The following is a 19,779-nucleotide window of genomic DNA, read 5'->3' as shown; positions in this document are numbered from 1 at the left end:
TTGTCGGTTTTTTGACGGTATTACATATTTAACCTCGGTAGTGTCATTTTTGAGTCACTCCGACGAACGGTCGCCCTTTCAAGTGGACAATTTTTGATCTGAAAGGCATTTTTTTGGCACACAAGGCGCAATGTGAATTGCTTCTCAGATTTTCGTCATTTAACTGACGAAATGCAGTGCTGGAAAACTGACGTGCGCCACGCAGATAGGGAGATTTTCATGGTCCGTCCGGATAGCCAGCGCGGCAAGCGCACCTCTTCGAAAGCTGGTAGGGAAGGGCGTTTCGTCCTTGCCGCCAGCAGCACCCTCATGTTCGCCATCGCCAGCATCAACGCGGCCATGGCGGCACCTACCGGTGCCCAGTTCAACCCCAACGAGATCAAGATCAGCCAGCAGGGCAAGACCACGCTGATCGACCAGAGCACCCAGCGCGCGATCATCAACTGGAAGGGCTTCGACGTCTCCGCCGACGAGGCGGTGCGCTTCAACCAGCCCGGTGTGACCTCGTCGACCCTGAACCGGGTCACCGCAGGCCAGGAAAGCGTGATCGCCGGGCGCATCTCCGCGCCCGGCCAGGTGATCATCTACAACTCCAACGGCGTGGTCTTCAGCGGCTCGGCCAAGGTAGACGTGGGCTCCCTGATCACCACCACGGCGAACATCAGCGACGAACACTTCCGCCAGGGCAAGCTGATCTTCGACCAGCCCGGAAACCCCGACGCGCGGATCGTCAACGACGGCAGCATCAGCGTCGCGGAGAAAGGCCTGGCGGCCTTCGTCGCGCCGTCCGTGGCCAACAACGGCGTGATCAACGCCCGTCTCGGCACCGTGGCGATGGCCGCCGGCAACGCCGCGACCATCGACCTCTACGGCGATGGCCTGGTGTCCATCGCCGTGACCGACCCGGTTACCCGCAAGCCGCAGGATGCCCAGGCGCTGGTCAGCAACGGCGGCGCGATCCAGGCCGACGGCGGTAGCGTGCTGATCACCGCCGAGCAGGCTTCCCGGGTGGTCGACAACGCGGTCAACCTGTCCGGCGTGATCCTCGCCCGCGGCACCGAGGTGCGCGAGGGCAGCGTAGCGCTGGTAAGCAAGTCCGGGGACATCCAGGTCGCCGGCAAGATCGACGTCAGCGGTCCGAAGAGCGGCGGCGACGTGCTGGTCAGCGGGCAGCAGGTGGCCCTGGCGAGCACCGCCAGCATCGACGCCCGCGGCGCCGCACAGGGCGGCAGCGTGCGCATCGGCGGCGACTTCCAGGGCCGCGGCGAGTTGCCACGAGCGAAGAACGCTACGCTGGCCAAGGGCGCCAGCATCGACGTCTCGGCTACCGGCAAGGGCAATGGCGGCCTGGCGGTGGTCTGGTCCGACGGCAATACCCGCATGGACGGGCGGATCCTCGCGCGCGGCGGCGCCCAGGGCGGCAACGGCGGCCTGGTGGAGACCTCCGGCAAGGTCAACCTGAGCATCGCCGACAGCGCCTACGTCAGCGTCGCCGCACCCTACGGCAACGGTGGCACCTGGCTGCTCGACCCGACCACCCTGCGCATCGTCGCATCCGGCGGCACCTCCGGCTCGGTGGGGGGCGCCAACGGCGCCAGCGGCGACGCGACGGTGAATGCCTCGGTGGTTACCGGTGCGCTGGCAGGCGGCAAGGTGACCCTCAGCGCCAGCGACCGGCTGTCGGTGGAAGCGCCGCTGATCACCAGCAACCTGGGCGGCGCCAGTCGCGGCCTGGAGCTGATCGCCACCGGACCTGCCGGTGCGGTGGATATCTCTGCGCCGATCCTGTTCCGCAACGGCAGCCTGGCAATCCGCGCCGGCGGCAACATCAGCTTCCTCAGCGGCGGCACGCCGCAGACCAGCGGCATCGTCGACCTGGGCAGCGGCACCCTGTGGATGCAGACCAGCACCGCCGGCAAGATCAGCCAGCAGGCCGGTACCGCATTGATCGCCGCCAACCTCGCCGGCCGCGCTGGTAGCATCGACCTGGCTTCCTGGGACAACTACGCCGGCAACCTGGCGCTGCAGACCTTCAACGGTACGCTCAAGTACCGGCAGAGCAACGCCACCGGCGTGACCACGAGCGGCACGGTGTTCGATCCGTTCATCAACCAGAGCATGACCGGCACCGCGCAGAACATCGTCTCCAGCGTCGGCACGCGGATTCTCGAGGCCAACAGCGTCGGCACCACCGGCAACTACACGCTGACCGCCGACGGCAACAGCGAGTTCGACCGCCTGGTGTTCACCGCGCTGCCCTATCGGCGGGTCAGCGGTTCCGCCAGTTTCCCGACCAACGACTCGTCGGACTACCTGGTGACCAACCTGCGCTACCAGGTCAACGGCAGCAACGTCACCGCCACCCCGAACGGCGGTGCGCCCAGCGGGTTCACCGTCGCCGCCGGCAACGGCAGCGTCACCACCTGGACCGGAAACTGGGGCACCAGTTGGGGCGTCAAGGGCTTCGGCGGCGTGATCGGCGTGACCGACGAGCTGCAGTACGACGTCGGCACCGGCCTGACCGAGGAACTGATCTTCGGCCTCGGCGGCAAGACCAGCCGCGTCGATACCCGCCTGGACCTGTTCATGCGCGAGGGAGCGTTCAACAGCTTCGCCGAGCGCGCCCAGGTGGAGATGTTCAAGACCACCACCACTGCCGGCGACATCCTTTCCCGCCAGCAGACCGCCACCCTGACCGCCAATGACGCTACCCGCGTCTACGGTGATGTGAATCCGACTCTGACGGCCACGATGTCCGGCATCAACGCCATCGACGCCTACGTCAACAGTCAGTTCAACGACCTCTACCAGGCGACCGCCAGCACCACGGCGACCCAGGCGTCGAATGTCGGGCAGTACGCGATCACCGGTAACGCCAATGGCAGCGAGTATTTCAGCCAGCGTTACCAACTGGTGCGCCAGGACGGCAAGCTGACCGTCACGCCGGCGCAATTGATCGTCAGCGCCGACGCCAAGACCAAGGTCTATGGCGACGCCGATCCGACCCTCACCTACCAGGTCAGTGGCCTGAAGAACAGCGATACCGCCGCTGGCGTGCTGAGCGGCAACCTCGGCCGGGTGGCCGGGGAGAACGTCGGCAACTACGGGATACTCCAGGGCGGGCTGGGCCTCAACACGGCCAATTACACCCTCAGCTACGTCGGCAACGACCTGCGCATCACCCCGGCACAACTGAACGTGATCGCCGATGCCAAGACCAAGGTCTACGGCGACCTGGATCCGGCGCTGACCTACCAGGTCTCCGGTCTCAAGCGCGGCGATACCGCCGGTGCCGTGCTCAACGGCGGCAGCCTGAGCCGCGTGGCTGGCGAGAACGTCGGCGTGTACGGCATCAACCAGGGTGGACTGGGCCTGGTCAGCAGCAATTACACCCTGAACTACCAGGGCAATAACCTGACCATCACCAAGGCACTGCTCAATGTGATCGCCGATGCCAAGACCAAGGTCTATGGCGATGCCGATCCGGCACTGACCTACCAGGTGTCCGGGCTGAAGAACGGCGACACCGCCGGTGCCGTGCTCAACGGCGGCAGCCTGAGCCGCGTGGCTGGCGAGAATGTCGGCGTGTACGGCATCAACCAGGGTGGACTGGGCCTGCTCAGCGCGAACTACGACCTGAGCTACCAGGGCAATAACCTGACCATCACCAAGGCGCTGCTGAATGTGATCGCCGATGCCAAGACCAAGGTCTACGGCGATGCCGATCCGAGCCTGACCTACCAGGTCAGCGGCCTGAAGAATGGCGATACCGCTGGCGCGGTGCTCAACGGCGGCAGCCTGAGCCGCGTGGCTGGCGAGAATGTCGGCGTGTACGGCATCAACCAGGGCGACCTGGCATTGAACAGCGGCAACTACGATCTGAGCTACCAGGGCAACAACCTGACCATCACCAAGGCGCTGCTGAATGTGATCGCCGACGCCAAGACCAAGGTCTATGGCGATGCCGACCCGAGCCTGACCTACCAGGTCAGCGGCCTGAAGAATGGCGATACCGCTGGCGCGGTGCTCAATGGCGGCGGCCTGGTTCGTGTCTCCGGCGAAAACGTAGGCAACTATGCGATTCAGCAGGGTGGCCTGGGTCTGGTCAGCGGTAACTATGACCTGGCTTACCAGGGCAACAACCTGACCATCACCAAGGCGCTGCTGAATGTGATCGCCGACGCCAAGACCAAGGTCTACGGCGATGCCGATCCGAGCCTGACCTACCAGGTCAGCGGCCTGAAGAACGGTGATACCGCTGGCGCGGTGCTCAACGGTGGCAGCCTGAGCCGCGTGGCTGGCGAGAATGTCGGCGTGTACGGCATCAACCAGGGCGACCTGGCATTGAACAGCGGTAACTACGACCTGAGCTACCAGGGCAATAACCTGACCATCACCAAGGCGCTGCTGAATGTGATCGCCGACGCCAAGACCAAGGTCTATGGCGATGCCGACCCGAGCCTGACCTACCAGGTCAGCGGCCTGAAGAATGGCGATACCGCTGGCGCGGTGCTCAATGGCGGCGGCCTGAGCCGCGTGGCTGGCGAGAATGTCGGCGTGTACGGCATCAACCAGGGCGACCTGGCATTGAACAGCGGCAACTACGATCTGAGCTACCAGGGCAACAACCTGACCATTACCAAGGCGCTGCTGAATGTGATCGCCGACGCCAAGACCAAGGTCTATGGCGATGCCGACCCGAGCCTGACCTACCAGGTCAGCGGCCTGAAGAATGGCGATACCGCTGGCGCGGTGCTCAATGGCGGCGGCCTGGTTCGTGTCTCCGGCGAAAACGTAGGCAACTATGCGATTCAGCAGGGTGGTCTGGGTCTGGTCAGCGGTAACTATGACCTGGCTTACCAGGGCAATAACCTGACCATCACCAAGGCACTGCTGAATGTGATCGCCGACGGCAAGACCAAGGTCTATGGCGATGCCGACCCGAGCCTGACCTACCAGGTCAGCGGCCTGAAGAACGGTGACAGCGCCGGTTCGATCCTGACCGGCGGGCTGAACCGCGCCGCAGGCGAGAACGTGGGTGTGTATGGCATCAACCAGGGCGACCTGGCATTGAACAGCGGTAACTACGACCTGAGCTACCAGGGCAATAACCTGACCATCACCAAGGCGCTGCTGAATGTGATCGCCGACGCCAAGACCAAGGTCTACGGCGATGCCGACCCGAGCCTGACCTACCAGGTCAGCGGCCTGAAGAATGGCGATACCGCTGGCGCGGTGCTTAATGGCGGCGGCCTGGTTCGTGTCTCCGGCGAAAACGTAGGCAACTATGCGATTCAGCAGGGTGGCCTGGGTCTGGTCAGCGGTAACTATGACCTGGCTTACCAGGGCAACAACCTGACCATCACCAAGGCGCTGCTGAATGTGATCGCCGACGCCAAGACCAAGGTCTACGGCGATGCCGATCCGAGCCTGACCTACCAGGTCAGCGGCCTGAAGAACGGCGACAGCGCCGGTTCGATCCTGACCGGCGGGCTGAACCGCGCCGCAGGCGAGAACGTGGGTGTGTATGGCATCAACCAGGGCGACCTGGCATTGAACAGCGGTAACTACGACCTGAGCTACCAGGGCAACAACCTGACCATCACCAAGGCACTGCTCAATGTGATCGCCGATGCCAAGACCAAGGTCTACGGCGATGCCGACCCGAGCCTGACCTACCAGGTCAGCGGCCTGAAGAACGGTGACAGCGCCGGTTCGATCCTGACCGGCGGGCTGAACCGCGCCGCAGGCGAGAACGTGGGTGTGTATGGCATCAACCAGGGCGACCTGGCATTGAACAGCGGCAACTACGATCTGAGCTACCAGGGCAACAACCTGACCATCACCAAGGCACTGTTGAATGTGATCGCCGACGGCAAGACCAAGGTCTACGGCGATGCCGATCCCAGCCTGACCTACCAGGTCAGTGGCCTGAAGAACGGCGATACCGCTGGCGCGGTGCTCAACGGTGGCAGCCTGAGCCGCGTGGCTGGCGAGAATGTCGGCGTGTACGGCATCAACCAGGGTGGACTGGGCCTGGTCAGCGGTAACTATGACCTGGCTTACCAGGGCAACAACCTGACCATCACCAAGGCGCTGCTCAATGTGATCGCCGACGGCAAGACCAAGGTCTATGGCGACGCTGACCCGAGCCTGACCTACCAGGTCAGCGGCCTGAAGAACGGTGACAGCGCCGGCTCGATCCTGACCGGCGGGCTGAACCGCGACGCAGGCGAGAACGTGGGTGTGTATGGCATCAACCAGGGCGGCCTGGTGCTGACCAGTGGCAACTATGACCTGGCCTACCAGGGCAATGACCTGACCATCACCAAGGCGCTGCTCAACGTATTCGCCGATGCCAAGAGCAAGCAGGTCGGCACCGCCGACCCGGCGCTGACCTATCAGGTTTCCGGCCTGAAGAATGGCGATAGCGCCGGTCAGGTGCTCGCCGGCGGGCTCGGTCGGGTGGGCGGCGAAGCCGTAGGCCAGTACGACATCCTCCAGGGTGGGCTTGCCCTCACCAGCGGCAACTACCAGCTCAACTACCAGGGCAACCTGCTGAGCATCCTGCCGCTGCCGGTCACGCCGGGCGACCTGGGGCAACTGGCAGCGCTCTCCGACTTGCGCGAACTGCAGAAGGGGCGCGATCCGGATACTCCCGGGGATGCGGTCTACCGCACCACCACGCTGGAAAACCCGTTCCTCGAAAACCCGTTCCTGCGCGCCTACGCTCTGGGCATGGACGTCAGCGATCCTAACCTGCTGCCGGCTACCGCCGCGGGTCCGGCGGAGGACGCCAGTGCCAAGCGGGTGGGGCAGTTCACCGATCGTCCGCTCAGGGCAGAGGCCGAGAGTGGGGCGGGTTGCTCGAACCAGAGCTACCTGGCCGACTACTGGAGCTGCTTCAACAAGCCTCTGAATTTCTAACCCTTTTCGCAATGCGCACTATCGTCTCCGGGCGGTAGTGCGTCATCTGCCCGAGGTGAATGATGAAACCTTCGCAATGGACGCTTCGCTGGGTGACGCTCTGTGGCTGCGGGATGCTGGCTGCTTCCGCCGCCGCCGTGGAGTTGCCAGGGACTGTACAGCCATCCCAGCTCGATGAACGCTTCAAGCCCCGCAGCGAGCCGCAAGCCAAGCCCGAGGCGCCGCTGGTGGTGCCCAAGCAGGTCGCGCCGCAAGGCAGCGAACAGATCCGCTTCGAACTGCGCGAGATACGCATCGAAGGCAACACCCGCTATGACAAGGCGGTGCTCGAGTCCTATTACCAGCATATGCTCGGCAAGCAGGTGTCCCTGGCCGAACTGGTCGACCTGGCCAACCGCCTCACCGCCAAGTACCGCCAGGACGGCTACCTGTTGACCCAGGTAGTGGTGCCGGAGCAGAGCATCGAGGGCGGCAAGGTACGCCTGCAGGTGATCGAGGGTTACCTCGAACACGTGCAGATCAAGGGAACCGTCGATGGGCCGCGGGTGCGAGTGGAGGAACTGCTCGCGCCGCTGACCGAAAAACGTCCGCTGGATGCCGATACCCTGGAGCGCGGCCTGCTGCTGGTCGGCGACCTGCCGGGGGTCAACGTGCAGAGCGTGCTCAGCCCGGGTCAGGCGCTGGGCTCGTCGAACCTCGACGTGGCCTTGCAACAGCAGCGATACGAAGGCTTCGTCAGCCTCGACAACCGCGGCTCGCACTACACCGACCCGACCACCCTGGCCTTCGGCGCCACCGAGTTCTCCCGCCTGGGCTTCTACGAGCAGATCGACGTGCTCGGCGCGATCTCGCCGTTCAGCGATGCCACCCGCTACATCCAGTTGCGCGGCACGTTGCCGCTGGGTGGCATGTTCGCCGGCGATACCCTGCAGATCATGGGTTCCTATTCGAAGGTCAACCCGGACATCCCGGACTCGGTATTCCCCTTCGACAGCGTCAGCAAGAGCACCGAAGGCAGCATTTCCTACAACCATCCCTTCATCCGCTCGCGCTCGCAGAACCTGAGCGGCGGCCTGGCGTTGCAGTGGAAGGATACCGAGACCCGCCTGCGCGACTTCGCCAGCGACGCCTCGAACCCCGGTCGTGACCATGTGCGGGTGTTCCAGCAACGCCTGACCTATGACTGGGTCGACCGCTGGATGGGCATCAACCTGGCGGAGGTGCGCAACAACATCGGCCTGGACATGTGGGGCGCGACCAAGAAGGACGATGAACGTCGTTCCCGCGAAGTGGCCGACGGACGTTTCGTCTATCTCAACGGCAACATCGGGCGTCTGCAAGGGCTCGGCGGACCCTGGTCGGTGTATGGCGAGTTGCAATGGCAGTACAGCTTCGACCCGTTGCTGCCGAGCGAGCGCTTCGGCGTCGGCGGCAGCGGGATCGGTCGCGGCTTCGCCCCGGGCAACATCACCGGTGACCGTGGCTTCGCCCTGAAGCTCGAACCGCGCTATGGCCAGGCGGTGGGCTATAGCTGGCTGCGCAGCTACCAGGCCTACGCTTTCTACGACTGGGGCAAGACCTACAACCTCGACGTGGACGATGACGAGCAGCAGAAGCTCGGCTCGATCGGTGCCGGGGTGCGCTTCAACCTCACCGACCAGTTGTCGTTCAACCCGGAGATTGCCCGCCAGGTCATCGGCGAGCCAGCCGACCAGCGTGATGGGAAGCGCGAGACGCGGGTCCTGTTCAACGTGGTGGCGCGCTTCTGAACCCTGCCGGCCTCCGTTCCGGAGGCTGCTGACGGAGCCCCTCTCCGGTTCTGCGGAGAGGGAGGTTCGTGCTCAATTCCGAGTGTTCTTCTCAAACTTTCGATTTCTTCGATTTTTCATATCGATGCCGTCAATCCGTGCCAAGGCCGGTCGGAGAGGCGTATTCTTGCTGTAACTCCTGTACTAGAGCGGTTCTTCGCACTATTTCAAACGTCGATGAATACTATTGGCGCGCTTCGTTTTCCAATCGAGTTTCCCGAACAGAGAATGGCCCCACGTAACGAATACCTGGAGCCACTGCCATGAAACGCCCGCTGATCCTCGCCATCGCCCTTGCTACCCTGACCGCCAATGCCGCCTTCGCTGCACCGCGGGTCGAATCCATCGCCCTGCGCGGTGCCCAACAACTGATCGCCTCCGACGGTTCCGACCGTACCCTCGAACGCCTGCGCAAGACCCAGGCGCCGCGCGTCCAGGAAGAACGCCGGGTCGCCGAAAGCGGCAGCGAGCAGACCATCGATCGCTTGCACCGCGACATGACCAGCCGCGAGGCGCGCCTGGCCGAGAACGGCAGCGAACAGACCGTCGACCGTCTGCACAAGGACATGGGGCGCGTCGATCTGCGCCTGGCCGACAACGGTAGCGAGCGCACCGTCGACCGCCTGCATCGGGAGATGCGGCGCCCCGCCTGACACCGCGGATCACGCCGCAAGGTGCGAGAAAAGCCCGGCTCGATGCCGGGCTTTCTTATTGCCGAGAAGGTGCGGTGTTCCATGGGGAGGACGGATAACGCCCCAGGCGTTATCGCCGATACGCCGCTGTCGGGGCAGCGGCGCGCGACGGCATTGGCCTCAGTGCAGGCGGTCGCGTTGCGCCAGGCTAGGGAACAGCTTCATCCACGCTCCGGTGACCACCAGGGTGCCGATCCCGCCAAGGACCACTGCCGGTACCGTGCCGAACCAGTGTGCGGTGAGCCCGGACTCGAACTCGCCGAGCTGGTTCGAGGCGCCGATGAACAGGCCGTTCACCGCGCTGACCCGGCCGCGCATCTCGTCGGGGGTTTCGAGCTGCACGAAGGCGCCGCGGATGACCATGCTGACCATGTCCGCGGCGCCGAGTACCACCAGCACGCCGAGGGACAGCCAGAACGATTTCGACAGGCCGAAGGCGATGGTTGCCAGGCCGAAGATGCCCACGGAGAGGAACATGATCCGCCCGACGTTGCGTTCGATGCTGAAGTGCGCCAGCCAGAACGACATCGCCAGGGCGCCCACCGCTGGAGCCGAGCGCAGCAGGCCGAGGCCCCAGGGCCCGGTGAGCAGGATGTCCTTGGCGAACACCGGGAGCAGGGCGGTGGCGCCGCCGAGGAGCACGGCGAACAGGTCGAGGGAGATTGCCCCGAAGATGTCCGGTCGGCTGCGGATGAAACGGATGCCGGCGAGCAGCGAGTCGAGGGTGGCCTTGCCCTGGGTGAGCGGCTGGTTGCGTACCGGCAGGCTGAGCGTCAGGACGCACGCGAGGACGTAGAGAGTCGCGGTCGGCACGTAGACCCAGGAGGCACCGAACGCATAGAGCAGGCCGCCGAGGGCCGGGGCGGCAATGGTCGCCGCCTGCATCGCCGAAGCCGAAGCGGCCACCGCGCGCGGGAACAGCCCGGCCGGTACCAGGTTCGGCAGCAGCGCCTGGGTGGTCGGCATTTCGAAGGCGCGGGCGGTACCGAGGGCGAAGGCGAGGACGAAGATCATGTTGCGGGTGATCTCTCCCGAAGCCGCGCCGAGCACCAGTGCCACCGCCACCAGGGCCTGGCCGGCCTGGCAGAGGGCGGCGATTCTGCGTCGGTCGTAGCGGTCGGCAACATGCCCGGTGTGGAGCATGAACAGTACCCGCGGGAGGAATTCGACCAGGCCTACCAGGCCCAGGTCGAGGACATTGCCGGTCAGTTCGTAGATGTGCCAGCCGATGGCCACGGTGAGCATCTGGAAGCCGCTGGCGGTGCAGACGCGGGCCAGCCAGAAGGCGAGGAAGGGACGATGGCGGAGCAGGGAGCTGGGTTGGCTGGACATGCTGGGGTCGGGCGTTTCGAGAGGAGGGCGGAGAGTAACATGTGGTTACCTCTTGGCTGTTGCCATTGCCGAAATCGAAGATTCAGAGAAGCGCACGAAAAGGTTGGAGCCGGCCTGGCAGGCGACCAAAGTCGAGTGTCCATGGGTCCTTCCAGCGGTAGACGGGACTTTTCCTCGGGTGCGACTTGTCGCTAAAATTAACTCCTGAGTCAGGTTTTTCCGCCTGCGTGCTCCACCTCGTCCGTCCGGACGAGCTGTTCAAGCCTGAATAACGACATGGGTGGGAACCGTACCACCCAGAGGAACTTGCATGTCCAACCGTGATATATCCCGGCGCGCCTTTCTCCAGGGCGGGTTGATCGCCGGCGTGGGTGTCACCCTGGCGCCGCTCGGCAGCCAGGCGTTCGCTGCCTTGTTCGAGAACCAGGTGACCGTTTCCGCCCAGCGCTGGATGGCGGGCAACGGTCAGGTCCGTTTCCGTAACGACGCCTTGTCCAAGGTCTGCGGCAACAAGGTGTTCGCCCGCGATATCCGCGCCAGGGACATGCCCGGCTGGCCGCAGCAGCAAGGCCACGCCATGTTGCTGAAGACCGTTCGCGCCGACCGCATCTACGAAGGCCACGACCTTTCCTGGCTGGGCGCCGAGTTGCAGCCGGACCGTATCGTCACCGCCGCCGACCTGGAGAAGGACGGCATCGTCTTCCCCGAGGCGCATTCGCCCGATCCGCTCCTGCCGCCGGGCAAGGTGCCGATGTTCATCGGCCATCCGGTGGCGATCCTGATCTGGAACGACTTCGAGCGCTTCCGCCGGGCCAAGCTCAAGCTCAAGTTCAACGACAAGGCGATCCGCTATGGCGCCCAGGCCCCGCTGTACCAGGGCGATCCCTACGGCAGCTATCGCTTCGTCCGGGTCGGCGGCAAGACGCCCTACGAGGACGACGAGTTCTCCAGCCTGAAGGACTCGATGCTGTTCCCCACCATCCTCAACCGCAAACCGGTATGGACCAGCGAGCCGAAGCTGCACGGCGACCTCACCGAGCAGGGGCTGTTCCATGCCAAGCGCATGGCCGAGCAACTGGAAAACCCGCCGCAGGACTGGCTGGTCTTCGACGAGCGCTACAAGACCCCATCGATCGAGCCGGCGGCACTGGAGCCGGACAACGGCAACGGCTGGTACGACGCGGCGAGCAAGACCTTGCACTTCGTGGTCGCCACCCAGTGCCCGTTCGAAGTCGCCTACGAAAGCGTGCACATGATCAAGCCGTCGCGCTTCGCCCTGGAGAAGTTCAACATCCATCCGGGCTATACCGTCGGCTACGGCTCCAAGGACAACAACATCTTCGTCTTCTATGCCGCGCTCGCCGCGCTGTATGGCGAGGGTGTGCCGGTGCGCCTGGCCAACGACCGCTACGAGCAGTTCCAGAGCGGCATCAAGCGCCACCCGTTCGACATCCGCTACCAACTGGCGGTAGACAGGAACGACCTCGGCTTCCGCATCTTCCGCGCCGACATGAGCGCCGACGGCGGCGGGCGCGCCAACTACAGCGCCTCGGTGGCGGCGGTGGGCGCCACCGCCGCGCAGTCGATCTACTACATGCCGCAGAACGACCTGGCGGTCACCGCCTATCATTCGCGCGGCGTGGAGGCCGGCTCGATGCGCGGCTACGGTACCCTGCAGACCATGGCCGCGACCGAGATGATGGTCGACGAGATCGCTGGCCGGCTGGGCGTCGACGCCATCGACCTGCGTCGTCGCAACGCCCTGCGCTCGGGCATGAAGAACACCCAGGGCGCGGTCCCGGCCGGTGCCCTGCGCCTGCACGAGATCCTCGACAAGGCCGCTGCCCACGAGGTCTGGAAGGACCGCGACGCACGCAAGAAGCGCTTCGACGCGGAAGACCCGGACAACTGGTATGGGGTCGGCTTCGCCATTTGCCAGAAGGACTTCGGCACCGGCGCCGAGGCGCCGATGGCGAGCATCGAGTTCAGCGCCGACGGGCGCATCAGCCTGCGCCACATCGGCACCGAGATCGGTACCGGGATGTCCACCTCGCAGGCCTTCGTGGTCGGCGACTTCCTCGGCCGTCCGGCGGACGAGGTGAAGACCGCCGAGACCGAATGGCCCGAGCTGCGGCTCACCACCAAGGGCAATCCCTACCTGATGAGCCAGGCCGAGCAGGACGCCGCGCTACGCGATCCGCGCTGGGTCGGCAAGCTGGCCTCGCCGTCGTCGGCGACCAACTCGGCGTTCTATTTCAGCCACGCCACCCGCGAAGCCGCGCGCGTGCTGTTCAACCACGGCCTGTGGCCGGCGGCCCTGGAGCTGTGGCGCAGCGGTCCGTTCGGCGGCCAGGCCAATCCCTATGTGGTGCGCCGCGAAAACGCGGTATGGGTCGACGGCCAGTTGACCGGCAACGGCCTGGCGCCGATTCCCTTCGCCGAGCTGGCGAAGAAGGCCCACGAGATGGGCCTGGTCACCGGCGTCAGCGTCCACGGCTTCAACCGCTGGAGCTGGGCCGAGGCGGACTTCGTCATCGATGGCGTGCGCGAGCGCCTGCCGCTCGACGCCATGGCGGTGAAGTACGGCGACGGCGCGCCGGGAGTGAAGAAGGCGATGATGAACAGCGCCGGCTTCCACCTGCTCGACCGGCAGAATCCGGCTTATCCGGCGACCCAGCTGAACAACGCGATGGTCACCTACTACAGTCCGGTGGCGACCCTGGTCGAGCTGAAGGTGAACAAGGGCAGCGGCGAGGTGCAGGTGCTCGACCACCATTCCTGGATCGAGTGCGGCCGGGTGCTGGTGCCGGAGCTGGTCAAGGGCCAGCTGGAGGGCGGCATCGCCATGGGTATCGGCCATGCGCTGCTGGAGGAAATGCCGCTCTACGAGGGCGGCCCCGCGGAAGGGGACTGGAACTTCAACCGCTACCGGTTGCCGCGGGCGAAGGACGTGGCGGTTTGGAACCAGACGGCGGAGATCCTCCCGCCGCTGTCGCCGACCGATCCGGCCAAAGGCATCGCCGAGGTGGTGATGATCCCGGTGGTCGGCGCCATCGCCAACGCCGTGGCGCACGCCACCGGCAAGCGCGTCCGCGACCTGCCCATCACTCCCGCCCGCATCAAGGAGGCCCTCCATGGCTAACCGCAAGCTCCAGATGACCCTCAACGGTCAAGCCGTCGGTCCGGTGGAGGTCGCCGAAGACCTGCCGATGATCGACTACCTGCACGAATACCAGAACCTCACCGGCTCGCGCCTGGGCTGTGGCCAGGGCATCTGCCATGCCTGCGTGGTGATCGTCGACAATCCGGACGGCACCAGCGAGGAAGTGCGCACCTGCATCACCGGCGCGCACTACTTCGACGGCAAGAAGGTTCGCACCATCGAGGGCCATGCCCAGCGCGACGAGAATGGCGACATCCGCGAGCTGAACCCGATCCAGCAGAAGTTCGTCGACCAGTTCGCCTTCCAGTGCAGCTATTGCGCGCCGGGCTTCGTCAACGCCGCCACCGTGCTGGTGGAAAAAGCCCAGCGCCAGCCGATCAAGCGCAGCGAGCTGGAGCAGGCGATCGAGGACAGCCTCGGCCATCACATCTGCCGTTGCACCGGCTACGTGCGCTACTACAGCGCCACCCGCGACGTGCTCGACGAACTCGGCCTGGTCAAGGAGGCTTGAGGATGAAGCGGACCCTTTCCGGCCTCGCCCTGGCGCTGGCCGCGCTGTCGCCGTTCCTGGCCTCCGCCGCCGGCGCCGACGCGGCGCTGGTCAAGCGCGGCGAATACCTCGCCCGCGCCGCCGACTGCATGGCCTGCCATACCGCCGAGGGCGGCGCGCCGTTCGCCGGCGGGCTGCCGATCCAGTCGCCGTTCGGCACCATCTACGGCACCAACATCACCCCGGACAAGGAACACGGCATCGGCGCCTACAGCGCCGACGAGTTCTTCGCCGCTCTTACCGAGGGCAAGCGCAAGGACGGCGCCTACCTCTATCCGGCGATGCCCTACACCTCCTATCACCTGATCGAGCGCGAGGATGCCGACGCCATCTACGCCTACCTGATGGCCCAGGAGCCGATCGCCCGGCCGGCGCCGCAGACCAGCCTGAGCTTCCCGTTCAACGTGCGCATGGGCCTGGCCGGCTGGAGCCTGCTCTACGGCAAGAGCGTGCGCTTGCAGCCGGAGGAAGGGCGCAGCGAGGCCTGGAAGCGCGGGCAGTACATGGTCGAGGTGCTCGGCCACTGCGGCGAGTGCCATACCCCGCGCAACCTGGCCGGCGCCCTGGAGCAGGACAAGCGCCTGAGCGGCGGCCTGCTCAACGGCTACCTGGCGCCCAGCCTGCTGCCCGGCGACCTTGCCGCGCGCGGTTGGACCCAGCCGGACCTGGCGAGCTTCCTCAAGCACGGCATGAGCGCCCAGGGCAGCATGTTCAACGAGATGTTCCCGGTGGTGCACCACAGCACCCAGCACCTCGACGACAGCGACCTGGCAGCCATGGCCACCTACCTGCTCGGCGACCAGCCGCCGCCGGCCAAGGTGGTCCAGGCGCTGCCCGAGGCGCAGCTGAACGACAGCGGCAAGCGCGGTCGCCAGCAGTACCTCAACGTCTGCGCCGGCTGCCACGGCGGCGAAGGCGAGGGCAAGCCGCATATCGCGGTGGCGATGAACGGCAACACTACCCTGCGCCTGCAAGACCCGCGTAATCTGTTGCGAGTGATCGAAGACGGCATCGTCGAACAGCAGTTCACCGGCTTCGAACGCATGCAACCGATGCCCGGTTTCGCCGGGAAACTCGACGACGAGCAACTCACGGACCTGCTCAACTACCTGCGTCAGACCTGGGGCGGATTGCCCGGTGACCTCGGTCCCCAACAGGTCGCGCAATTGAAGATGGAGAGCGCTTCGGCGCATACCGTCAAGGTGAAGTGAATCGTGCAACACCTCGATCTACAGGTGGTCCGCAAGGCGCTGAAGTGGTCCGTGGGCGGCGAACGGGTGTGGTTCTGTACCGTGCTCACGACCTACGGCTCGGCGCCCCGCGCGCCGGGATCGCTGCTGGCGGTGAACGCCAGCGGTGAATGGATCGGCTCGCTGTCCGGCGGCTGCGTCGAGGATGATTTCCTCGAGCGGGTCGCCGCCGGCGGTTTCCCCGATCCCGCGGTGATCGTGCGCTACGGCGAGGGCGACGACCCGAACTCGAACATCCGCCTGCCCTGCGGCGGCATCCTCGACGTACTGGTGGAAAACCTGGCGCCGGACTGCGATGTCCAGGCCCATCTGCGCGAGCTGGAGTCGGCGTTGCTTGGTCAGCGCCGCCTGCTGCGCGAGGTCGAGCTGGGCAGCGGCGCGCGCAGCCTGCGCGACGATTCCAGCCACGGCCCTCGGGCTGAACGCGACGGCGAGTGCGTGCGCTTGCGCGTCGGCGCTGCCCAGCGCCTGCTGCTGGCCGGCTATTCCAGCGTCGCCCATGCCTGCGCCGAGTTCGGCAAGGGCCTGGGCTTCGAGGTGATCCTCTGCGACCCGCGCGAAGAAGCCTTGCGCGGCGTGGTGCTGGAGGGCATCGAGATCCGTCGCGAGCTGCCCTCGCTGTTCATCGCCGACGGCGGTTGCCACGCCGATACGGCGGTGGTGGCGTTGACCCACGATCCGAAGATCGACGACCTGGCGATGCTCGAGGCGGTGCGTACCGAAGCCTTCTATATCGGCGTGATGGGATCGCGGGCGACCTCGGAGAAACGCTTCGAGCGCCTGCGGCGCATCGGCGGCCTGGGCGATGCCGAACTGGCGCGGATCCACGCGCCGATCGGCCTCAACCTGGGTAGCAAGACGCCGGCGGAAATCGCCCTGGCGGTGCTGGCGGACATTCTCCGCATCCGCAACGGCATTCCCCGCGAGCGGCTCTGATGGTCGCCGCCGACGAGGTGCTGTGCCTGGTCCTGGCGGCCGGGCAGGGGCGCCGCTTCGGCAGCGACAAGCGCCTGGCGCGCCTGGCTGATGGCACGACCCTGCTGGCGGCCAGCGTGGCGCGGGCGCGCGAGGCGTTCGCCGAGGTGCGGGTGGTGGTGCGTGCCGGAGACACCCCGGCGAGCCTGGGCCTGCCGGCGCAGCAGCGGCTTGTCCACAGCCTCGATGCATCGTTGGGCATGGGCCACAGCCTGGCCGCCGGCGTCGCGGCGGCGAGGAACAGCACGGCCCGGGCCATCGCCGTCCTGCTCGGCGACATGCCCTGGATCGCCGCCGATACCCTCGAGCGTCTGGCCGCGATGGCCACTCCCGAAGCCATCGTGTTTCCCCTGTACGACGGTCAGCGCGGCCATCCGGTGCTGTTCGGCCGCGCTTTCTGGGACGCGCTTGCGCAACTGGACGGCGACCAGGGCGCGCGCCGTGTGCTGCAGGCCCATCGTCCGGCCTGGTGCGAGGTGCCGTGCGACGATCCGGGCGTACTCCGCGACGTGGACACCCCGGCGGCGCTCGGCTGACTATTTTCCCGCTTTCAGGATCACGAACTTCGGATTCGCCGCAACCTGCTCGACCCCGCGGAACAGCCGCTTGAGCTTGGCGTGGTAGCCCAGGTGGCGGTTGCCGACGATCCACAGTTCGCCGCCCGCCGCCAGGGCATCGCGAGCCTGGAGAAACATGCGCCAGGCGAGGAAGTCGCCGACCACCTGCTGCTGGTGGAACGGCGGGTTGCACAGGACCAGGTCCAGCGAGCCCGCCGCCTGGCCGGCCAGGCCATCGTCGGCGCGGAACGTCGCCGGCCGCTCGCCCAGCGCCGCTCGCCAGTTTTCCCGCGCCGACTGCACGGCCATGTACGACTCATCCACCAGGGTCAGCTCGGCCTGCGGGTTGAGCAGCGCGTAGGCGATGCCGAGCACCCCGTTGCCGCAGCCCAGGTCGGCGGCGCGTAGCGCGCCGAGGCTGCGTGGTAGGTGCGGGAGGAAGGCGCGGGTGCCGATGTCGAGACCCTCCCGGCAGAATACGTTGGCGTGGTTGAGCAGCGTCAGCGGGGGCTGCTCCAGGCGATAGCGGGTCGGATAGGGCGAGCGCGGCTGCGGGCGCTCCGCTGCCTCGGCGATCAGCAGGCGGGCCTTCTTCACCGCCAGCGAAGCGTGCATCGGGCCGATGTAGCGTTCCAGCAGGTCGCCGGCGGCGCGCGGCAAGTGCTTGACCATCCCCGCGGCGACGACCTGCGCGCCCGGTGCCAGTTGGCCGTGCAGGCGGATCAGTTGCTCCTCCAGCAACGCGAGGGTCTTCGGCACCTTGACCAGCACGTGATCGAAGGGCCCCAAGGCGGTTTCGCTGGCCGGGACGAAGCGCACCGAACCCAGGTCGAGGCCGTTGCGCGCGAGGTTCTTGCGCAGGGCGAGGAAGCCCAGGTGCGAATCGCCGCTGCTGGTGACCTGGACGTGCGGCGCCAGGCTCGCGGCGAGGGCGCCGAAGGCGTCGTTGAGGACCAGCACCCGGCATTGCGCCGTCACGCCCCGTTCGTGCAACTGGTTGAGCAGGTATTCGTCGGCGGCATCGAACGCCTGGAGGGGCTCGCCGTCCTGCTCGGGCTGGCGGACCAGGTCGAGCTGGGCGAAGGGGGTGGCGAATAGAGGCATCGGGTTCCCGGCGGGGCGAATCCCGCTCGTCAATTAACAATCTGTCGAAACTGAGAGCTGGTTGGAGTTCTCCAGCTTGTGCGGCACACGGATATGCCGAAAAATTCTTTACCCGGCTCTGGTTAGTCGTTTCCTTACCGACGAGTCATCCAGCCGGGCACGCCAATAATAACCGGGCTAGGGCTTCGATAGCGCCTGTCATGACCCGGTAGCGCCTGGACGGGCGCCTTCGCCACTTCGAGCGGTGACCGTCACCCAACCCGTTTCCCGAACGAGACCCGTGCGAGCCGTCGCGGGGCTCGTCGTTGCCATCGCACAGGTACATCGATGTTCAAGCCGTTTGTCGGTGTGGCGCTCGCCGCACTGTTCGCCGTTTCCGCCGTCGCCCATGCCGAGGACGCCGGCCCGATCGTGATCAAGTTCTCCCATGTGGTCTCCGACGACACGCCCAAGGGCAAGGGGGCGCTGTTGTTCAAGAAGCTTGCCGAGGAGCGTCTGCCGGGCAAGGTCAAGGTCGAGGTCTACCCCAACTCGACGCTGTTCGGCGACGCCGACGAGATCGAGGCCCTGCGCGCCAACAAGGTGCAGATGCTGGCCACCTCGCTGTCCAAGTTCGAGCCCTATACCAAGCAACTCCAGGTGTTCGACCTGCCGTTCCTGTTCGATGACCTGGAGGCCCTGAAGCGTTTCCAGAAGCGCGACAAGAGCCGCGAACTGCTGCGCTCCATGGCCAAGCACGGTATCTATGGCCTGGCCTACTGGAACAACGGCATGAAGCAGCTTTCCGCCACTCGCGAGCTGCACCGGCCGGACGATGCCAAGGGCCTGGTCTTCCGTATCCAGCCGTCGTCGGTGCTGGAAGCGCAGTTCGCCATGCTCGGCGCCACCGCCAAGCAGTTGTCCTACGCCGAGACCTTCAAGGCCATGCAGGCCGGCAGCGTGCAGGGCACCGAGAACACCTGGTCGAACCTCGCCGGACAGAAGATCGACAGCGTGCAGCCGTACATCACCGAGACCAATCACGGCGCGCTCAGCTACATGCTGATCACCAGTTCGGCGTTCTGGACCGGCATTCCCTACCAGACCCGCACCGAACTGGAGAGCATCGTCGACGAGGTCACCCTGGTGGTGAACAAGGAAGCCGAAGCGCTCAACCAGAAGGAGCGCGAGCACCTGCTGGCAGCCGGCAAGAGCCGCCTGGTCAGCCTCAGCGCGGAAGAGCACGAGGCCTGGCGCAACGCCATGAAGCCGCTGTGGAAGAACTACGAGGCGCAGATCGGTAGTGACGTGCTGCGTGCGGCCCAGGTGGTCAACCGCAAGCGCTGATCGGCCGCTGGCTATTCCCGTCAGCGGGGATAGCCACAAGCCTTGCGGGTGTTTCTCCCGGGTGCTTTGCGGGACACTAGGGGAGTATCGGTATC

11 protein-coding genes are annotated in these 19,779 nt (G+C 65.8%); 9 read left to right on the top strand and 2 right to left on the bottom strand.

What is annotated here, in order from left to right; all coding sequences use genetic code 11:
• Positions 1 to 219: 219 nt before the first annotated feature.
• From AT700_RS24035 to AT700_RS24025, 3 genes are all read left to right on the top strand, one after another.
• A complete protein-coding gene (locus AT700_RS24035) occupies positions 220 to 6,927 on the top strand; it encodes an MBG domain-containing protein (protein WP_048521686.1) in 6,708 nt (2,235 codons plus the stop codon).
• Positions 6,928 to 6,989: 62 nt separating this feature from the next.
• Positions 6,990 to 8,696, top strand: coding sequence for a two-partner secretion system transporter CdrB (gene cdrB / locus AT700_RS24030; RefSeq protein ID WP_003094915.1), 1,707 nt, complete (start codon positions 6,990 to 6,992; stop codon positions 8,694 to 8,696).
• A gap of 302 nt (positions 8,697 to 8,998) precedes the next feature.
• Positions 8,999 to 9,388 (top strand): hypothetical protein, encoded by a 390-nt coding sequence (locus AT700_RS24025; protein ID WP_003106768.1) that lies wholly within the window; start codon positions 8,999 to 9,001, stop codon positions 9,386 to 9,388.
• 159 nt (positions 9,389 to 9,547) lie between these two features.
• Here the strand turns inward: AT700_RS24025 and AT700_RS24020 are convergent, their stop codons facing one another.
• Entirely contained in the window at positions 9,548 to 10,759 is a 1,212-nt protein-coding gene (locus tag AT700_RS24020) for an MFS transporter (protein WP_003094912.1), read from the bottom strand.
• Between the two features lie 310 nt (positions 10,760 to 11,069).
• On the opposite strand from AT700_RS24020, the gene AT700_RS24015 reads away from it, so the two are divergent.
• Genes AT700_RS24015 through AT700_RS23995 form a run of 5 tightly spaced genes read left to right on the top strand, consistent with a single transcriptional unit; the run spans position 11,070 to position 17,233 of the window.
• Positions 11,070 to 13,901: a xanthine dehydrogenase family protein molybdopterin-binding subunit gene (locus tag AT700_RS24015; RefSeq protein WP_003106770.1), complete on the top strand. Its 2,832-nt coding sequence runs from the start codon at positions 11,070 to 11,072 to the stop codon at positions 13,899 to 13,901.
• Entirely contained in the window at positions 13,894 to 14,433 is a 540-nt protein-coding gene (locus AT700_RS24010) for a (2Fe-2S)-binding protein (protein WP_003094903.1), read from the top strand. The genes AT700_RS24015 and AT700_RS24010 overlap by 8 nt, the downstream gene beginning before the upstream one ends.
• A 2-nt stretch (positions 14,434 to 14,435) precedes the next feature.
• A complete protein-coding gene (locus tag AT700_RS24005) occupies positions 14,436 to 15,683 on the top strand; it encodes a cytochrome c (protein ID WP_048521685.1) in 1,248 nt (415 codons plus the stop codon).
• 3 nt (positions 15,684 to 15,686) lie between these two features.
• The gene (locus AT700_RS24000) at positions 15,687 to 16,658 is read left to right on the top strand and encodes an XdhC family protein (protein WP_003104873.1); all 972 of its coding nucleotides are present in this window, start codon (positions 15,687 to 15,689) and stop codon (positions 16,656 to 16,658) included.
• On the top strand, positions 16,658 to 17,233 hold the full coding sequence (locus AT700_RS23995; RefSeq protein WP_003104875.1) for a nucleotidyltransferase family protein: 576 nt from the start codon (positions 16,658 to 16,660) through the stop codon (positions 17,231 to 17,233). The genes AT700_RS24000 and AT700_RS23995 overlap by 1 nt, the downstream gene beginning before the upstream one ends.
• Here the strand turns inward: AT700_RS23995 and AT700_RS23990 are convergent, their stop codons facing one another.
• On the bottom strand, positions 17,234 to 18,358 hold the full coding sequence (locus tag AT700_RS23990; protein WP_048521684.1) for a methyltransferase: 1,125 nt from the start codon (positions 18,356 to 18,358) through the stop codon (positions 17,234 to 17,236). It lies immediately after the preceding gene.
• Between the two features lie 327 nt (positions 18,359 to 18,685).
• Between AT700_RS23990 and AT700_RS23985 the strand changes: the two genes are divergently transcribed.
• Positions 18,686 to 19,684: a DctP family TRAP transporter solute-binding subunit gene (locus AT700_RS23985; RefSeq protein ID WP_033988363.1), complete on the top strand. Its 999-nt coding sequence runs from the start codon at positions 18,686 to 18,688 to the stop codon at positions 19,682 to 19,684.
• Positions 19,685 to 19,779 lie beyond the last annotated feature (95 nt).

Source organism: Pseudomonas aeruginosa (genome assembly GCF_001457615.1).
Taxonomy (GTDB): Bacteria; Pseudomonadota; Gammaproteobacteria; order Pseudomonadales; family Pseudomonadaceae; genus Pseudomonas; species Pseudomonas aeruginosa.
Note: the sequence above shows the minus strand (reverse complement) of the source record. Positions and strands in the feature narration are given on the sequence as shown.

Excerpts from the sequence above, each read along its gene's own strand:
- AT700_RS23995 (WP_003104875.1), top strand. The coding sequence starts at position 16,658 with ATGGTCGCCGCCGACGAGGTGCTGTGCCTGGTCCTGGCGGCCGGGCAG.
- AT700_RS24035 (WP_048521686.1), top strand. The coding sequence starts at position 220 with ATGGTCCGTCCGGATAGCCAGCGCGGCAAGCGCACCTCTTCGAAAGCT.
- AT700_RS24020 (WP_003094912.1), bottom strand. The coding sequence starts at position 10,759 with ATGTCCAGCCAACCCAGCTCCCTGCTCCGCCATCGTCCCTTCCTCGCC.
- AT700_RS23985 (WP_033988363.1), top strand. The coding sequence starts at position 18,686 with ATGTTCAAGCCGTTTGTCGGTGTGGCGCTCGCCGCACTGTTCGCCGTT.
- AT700_RS24010 (WP_003094903.1), top strand. The coding sequence starts at position 13,894 with ATGGCTAACCGCAAGCTCCAGATGACCCTCAACGGTCAAGCCGTCGGT.
- AT700_RS24015 (WP_003106770.1), top strand. The coding sequence starts at position 11,070 with ATGTCCAACCGTGATATATCCCGGCGCGCCTTTCTCCAGGGCGGGTTG.
- AT700_RS24005 (WP_048521685.1), top strand. The coding sequence starts at position 14,436 with ATGAAGCGGACCCTTTCCGGCCTCGCCCTGGCGCTGGCCGCGCTGTCG.
- AT700_RS24025 (WP_003106768.1), top strand. The coding sequence starts at position 8,999 with ATGAAACGCCCGCTGATCCTCGCCATCGCCCTTGCTACCCTGACCGCC.
- cdrB (WP_003094915.1), top strand. The coding sequence starts at position 6,990 with ATGAAACCTTCGCAATGGACGCTTCGCTGGGTGACGCTCTGTGGCTGC.
- AT700_RS23990 (WP_048521684.1), bottom strand. The coding sequence starts at position 18,358 with ATGCCTCTATTCGCCACCCCCTTCGCCCAGCTCGACCTGGTCCGCCAG.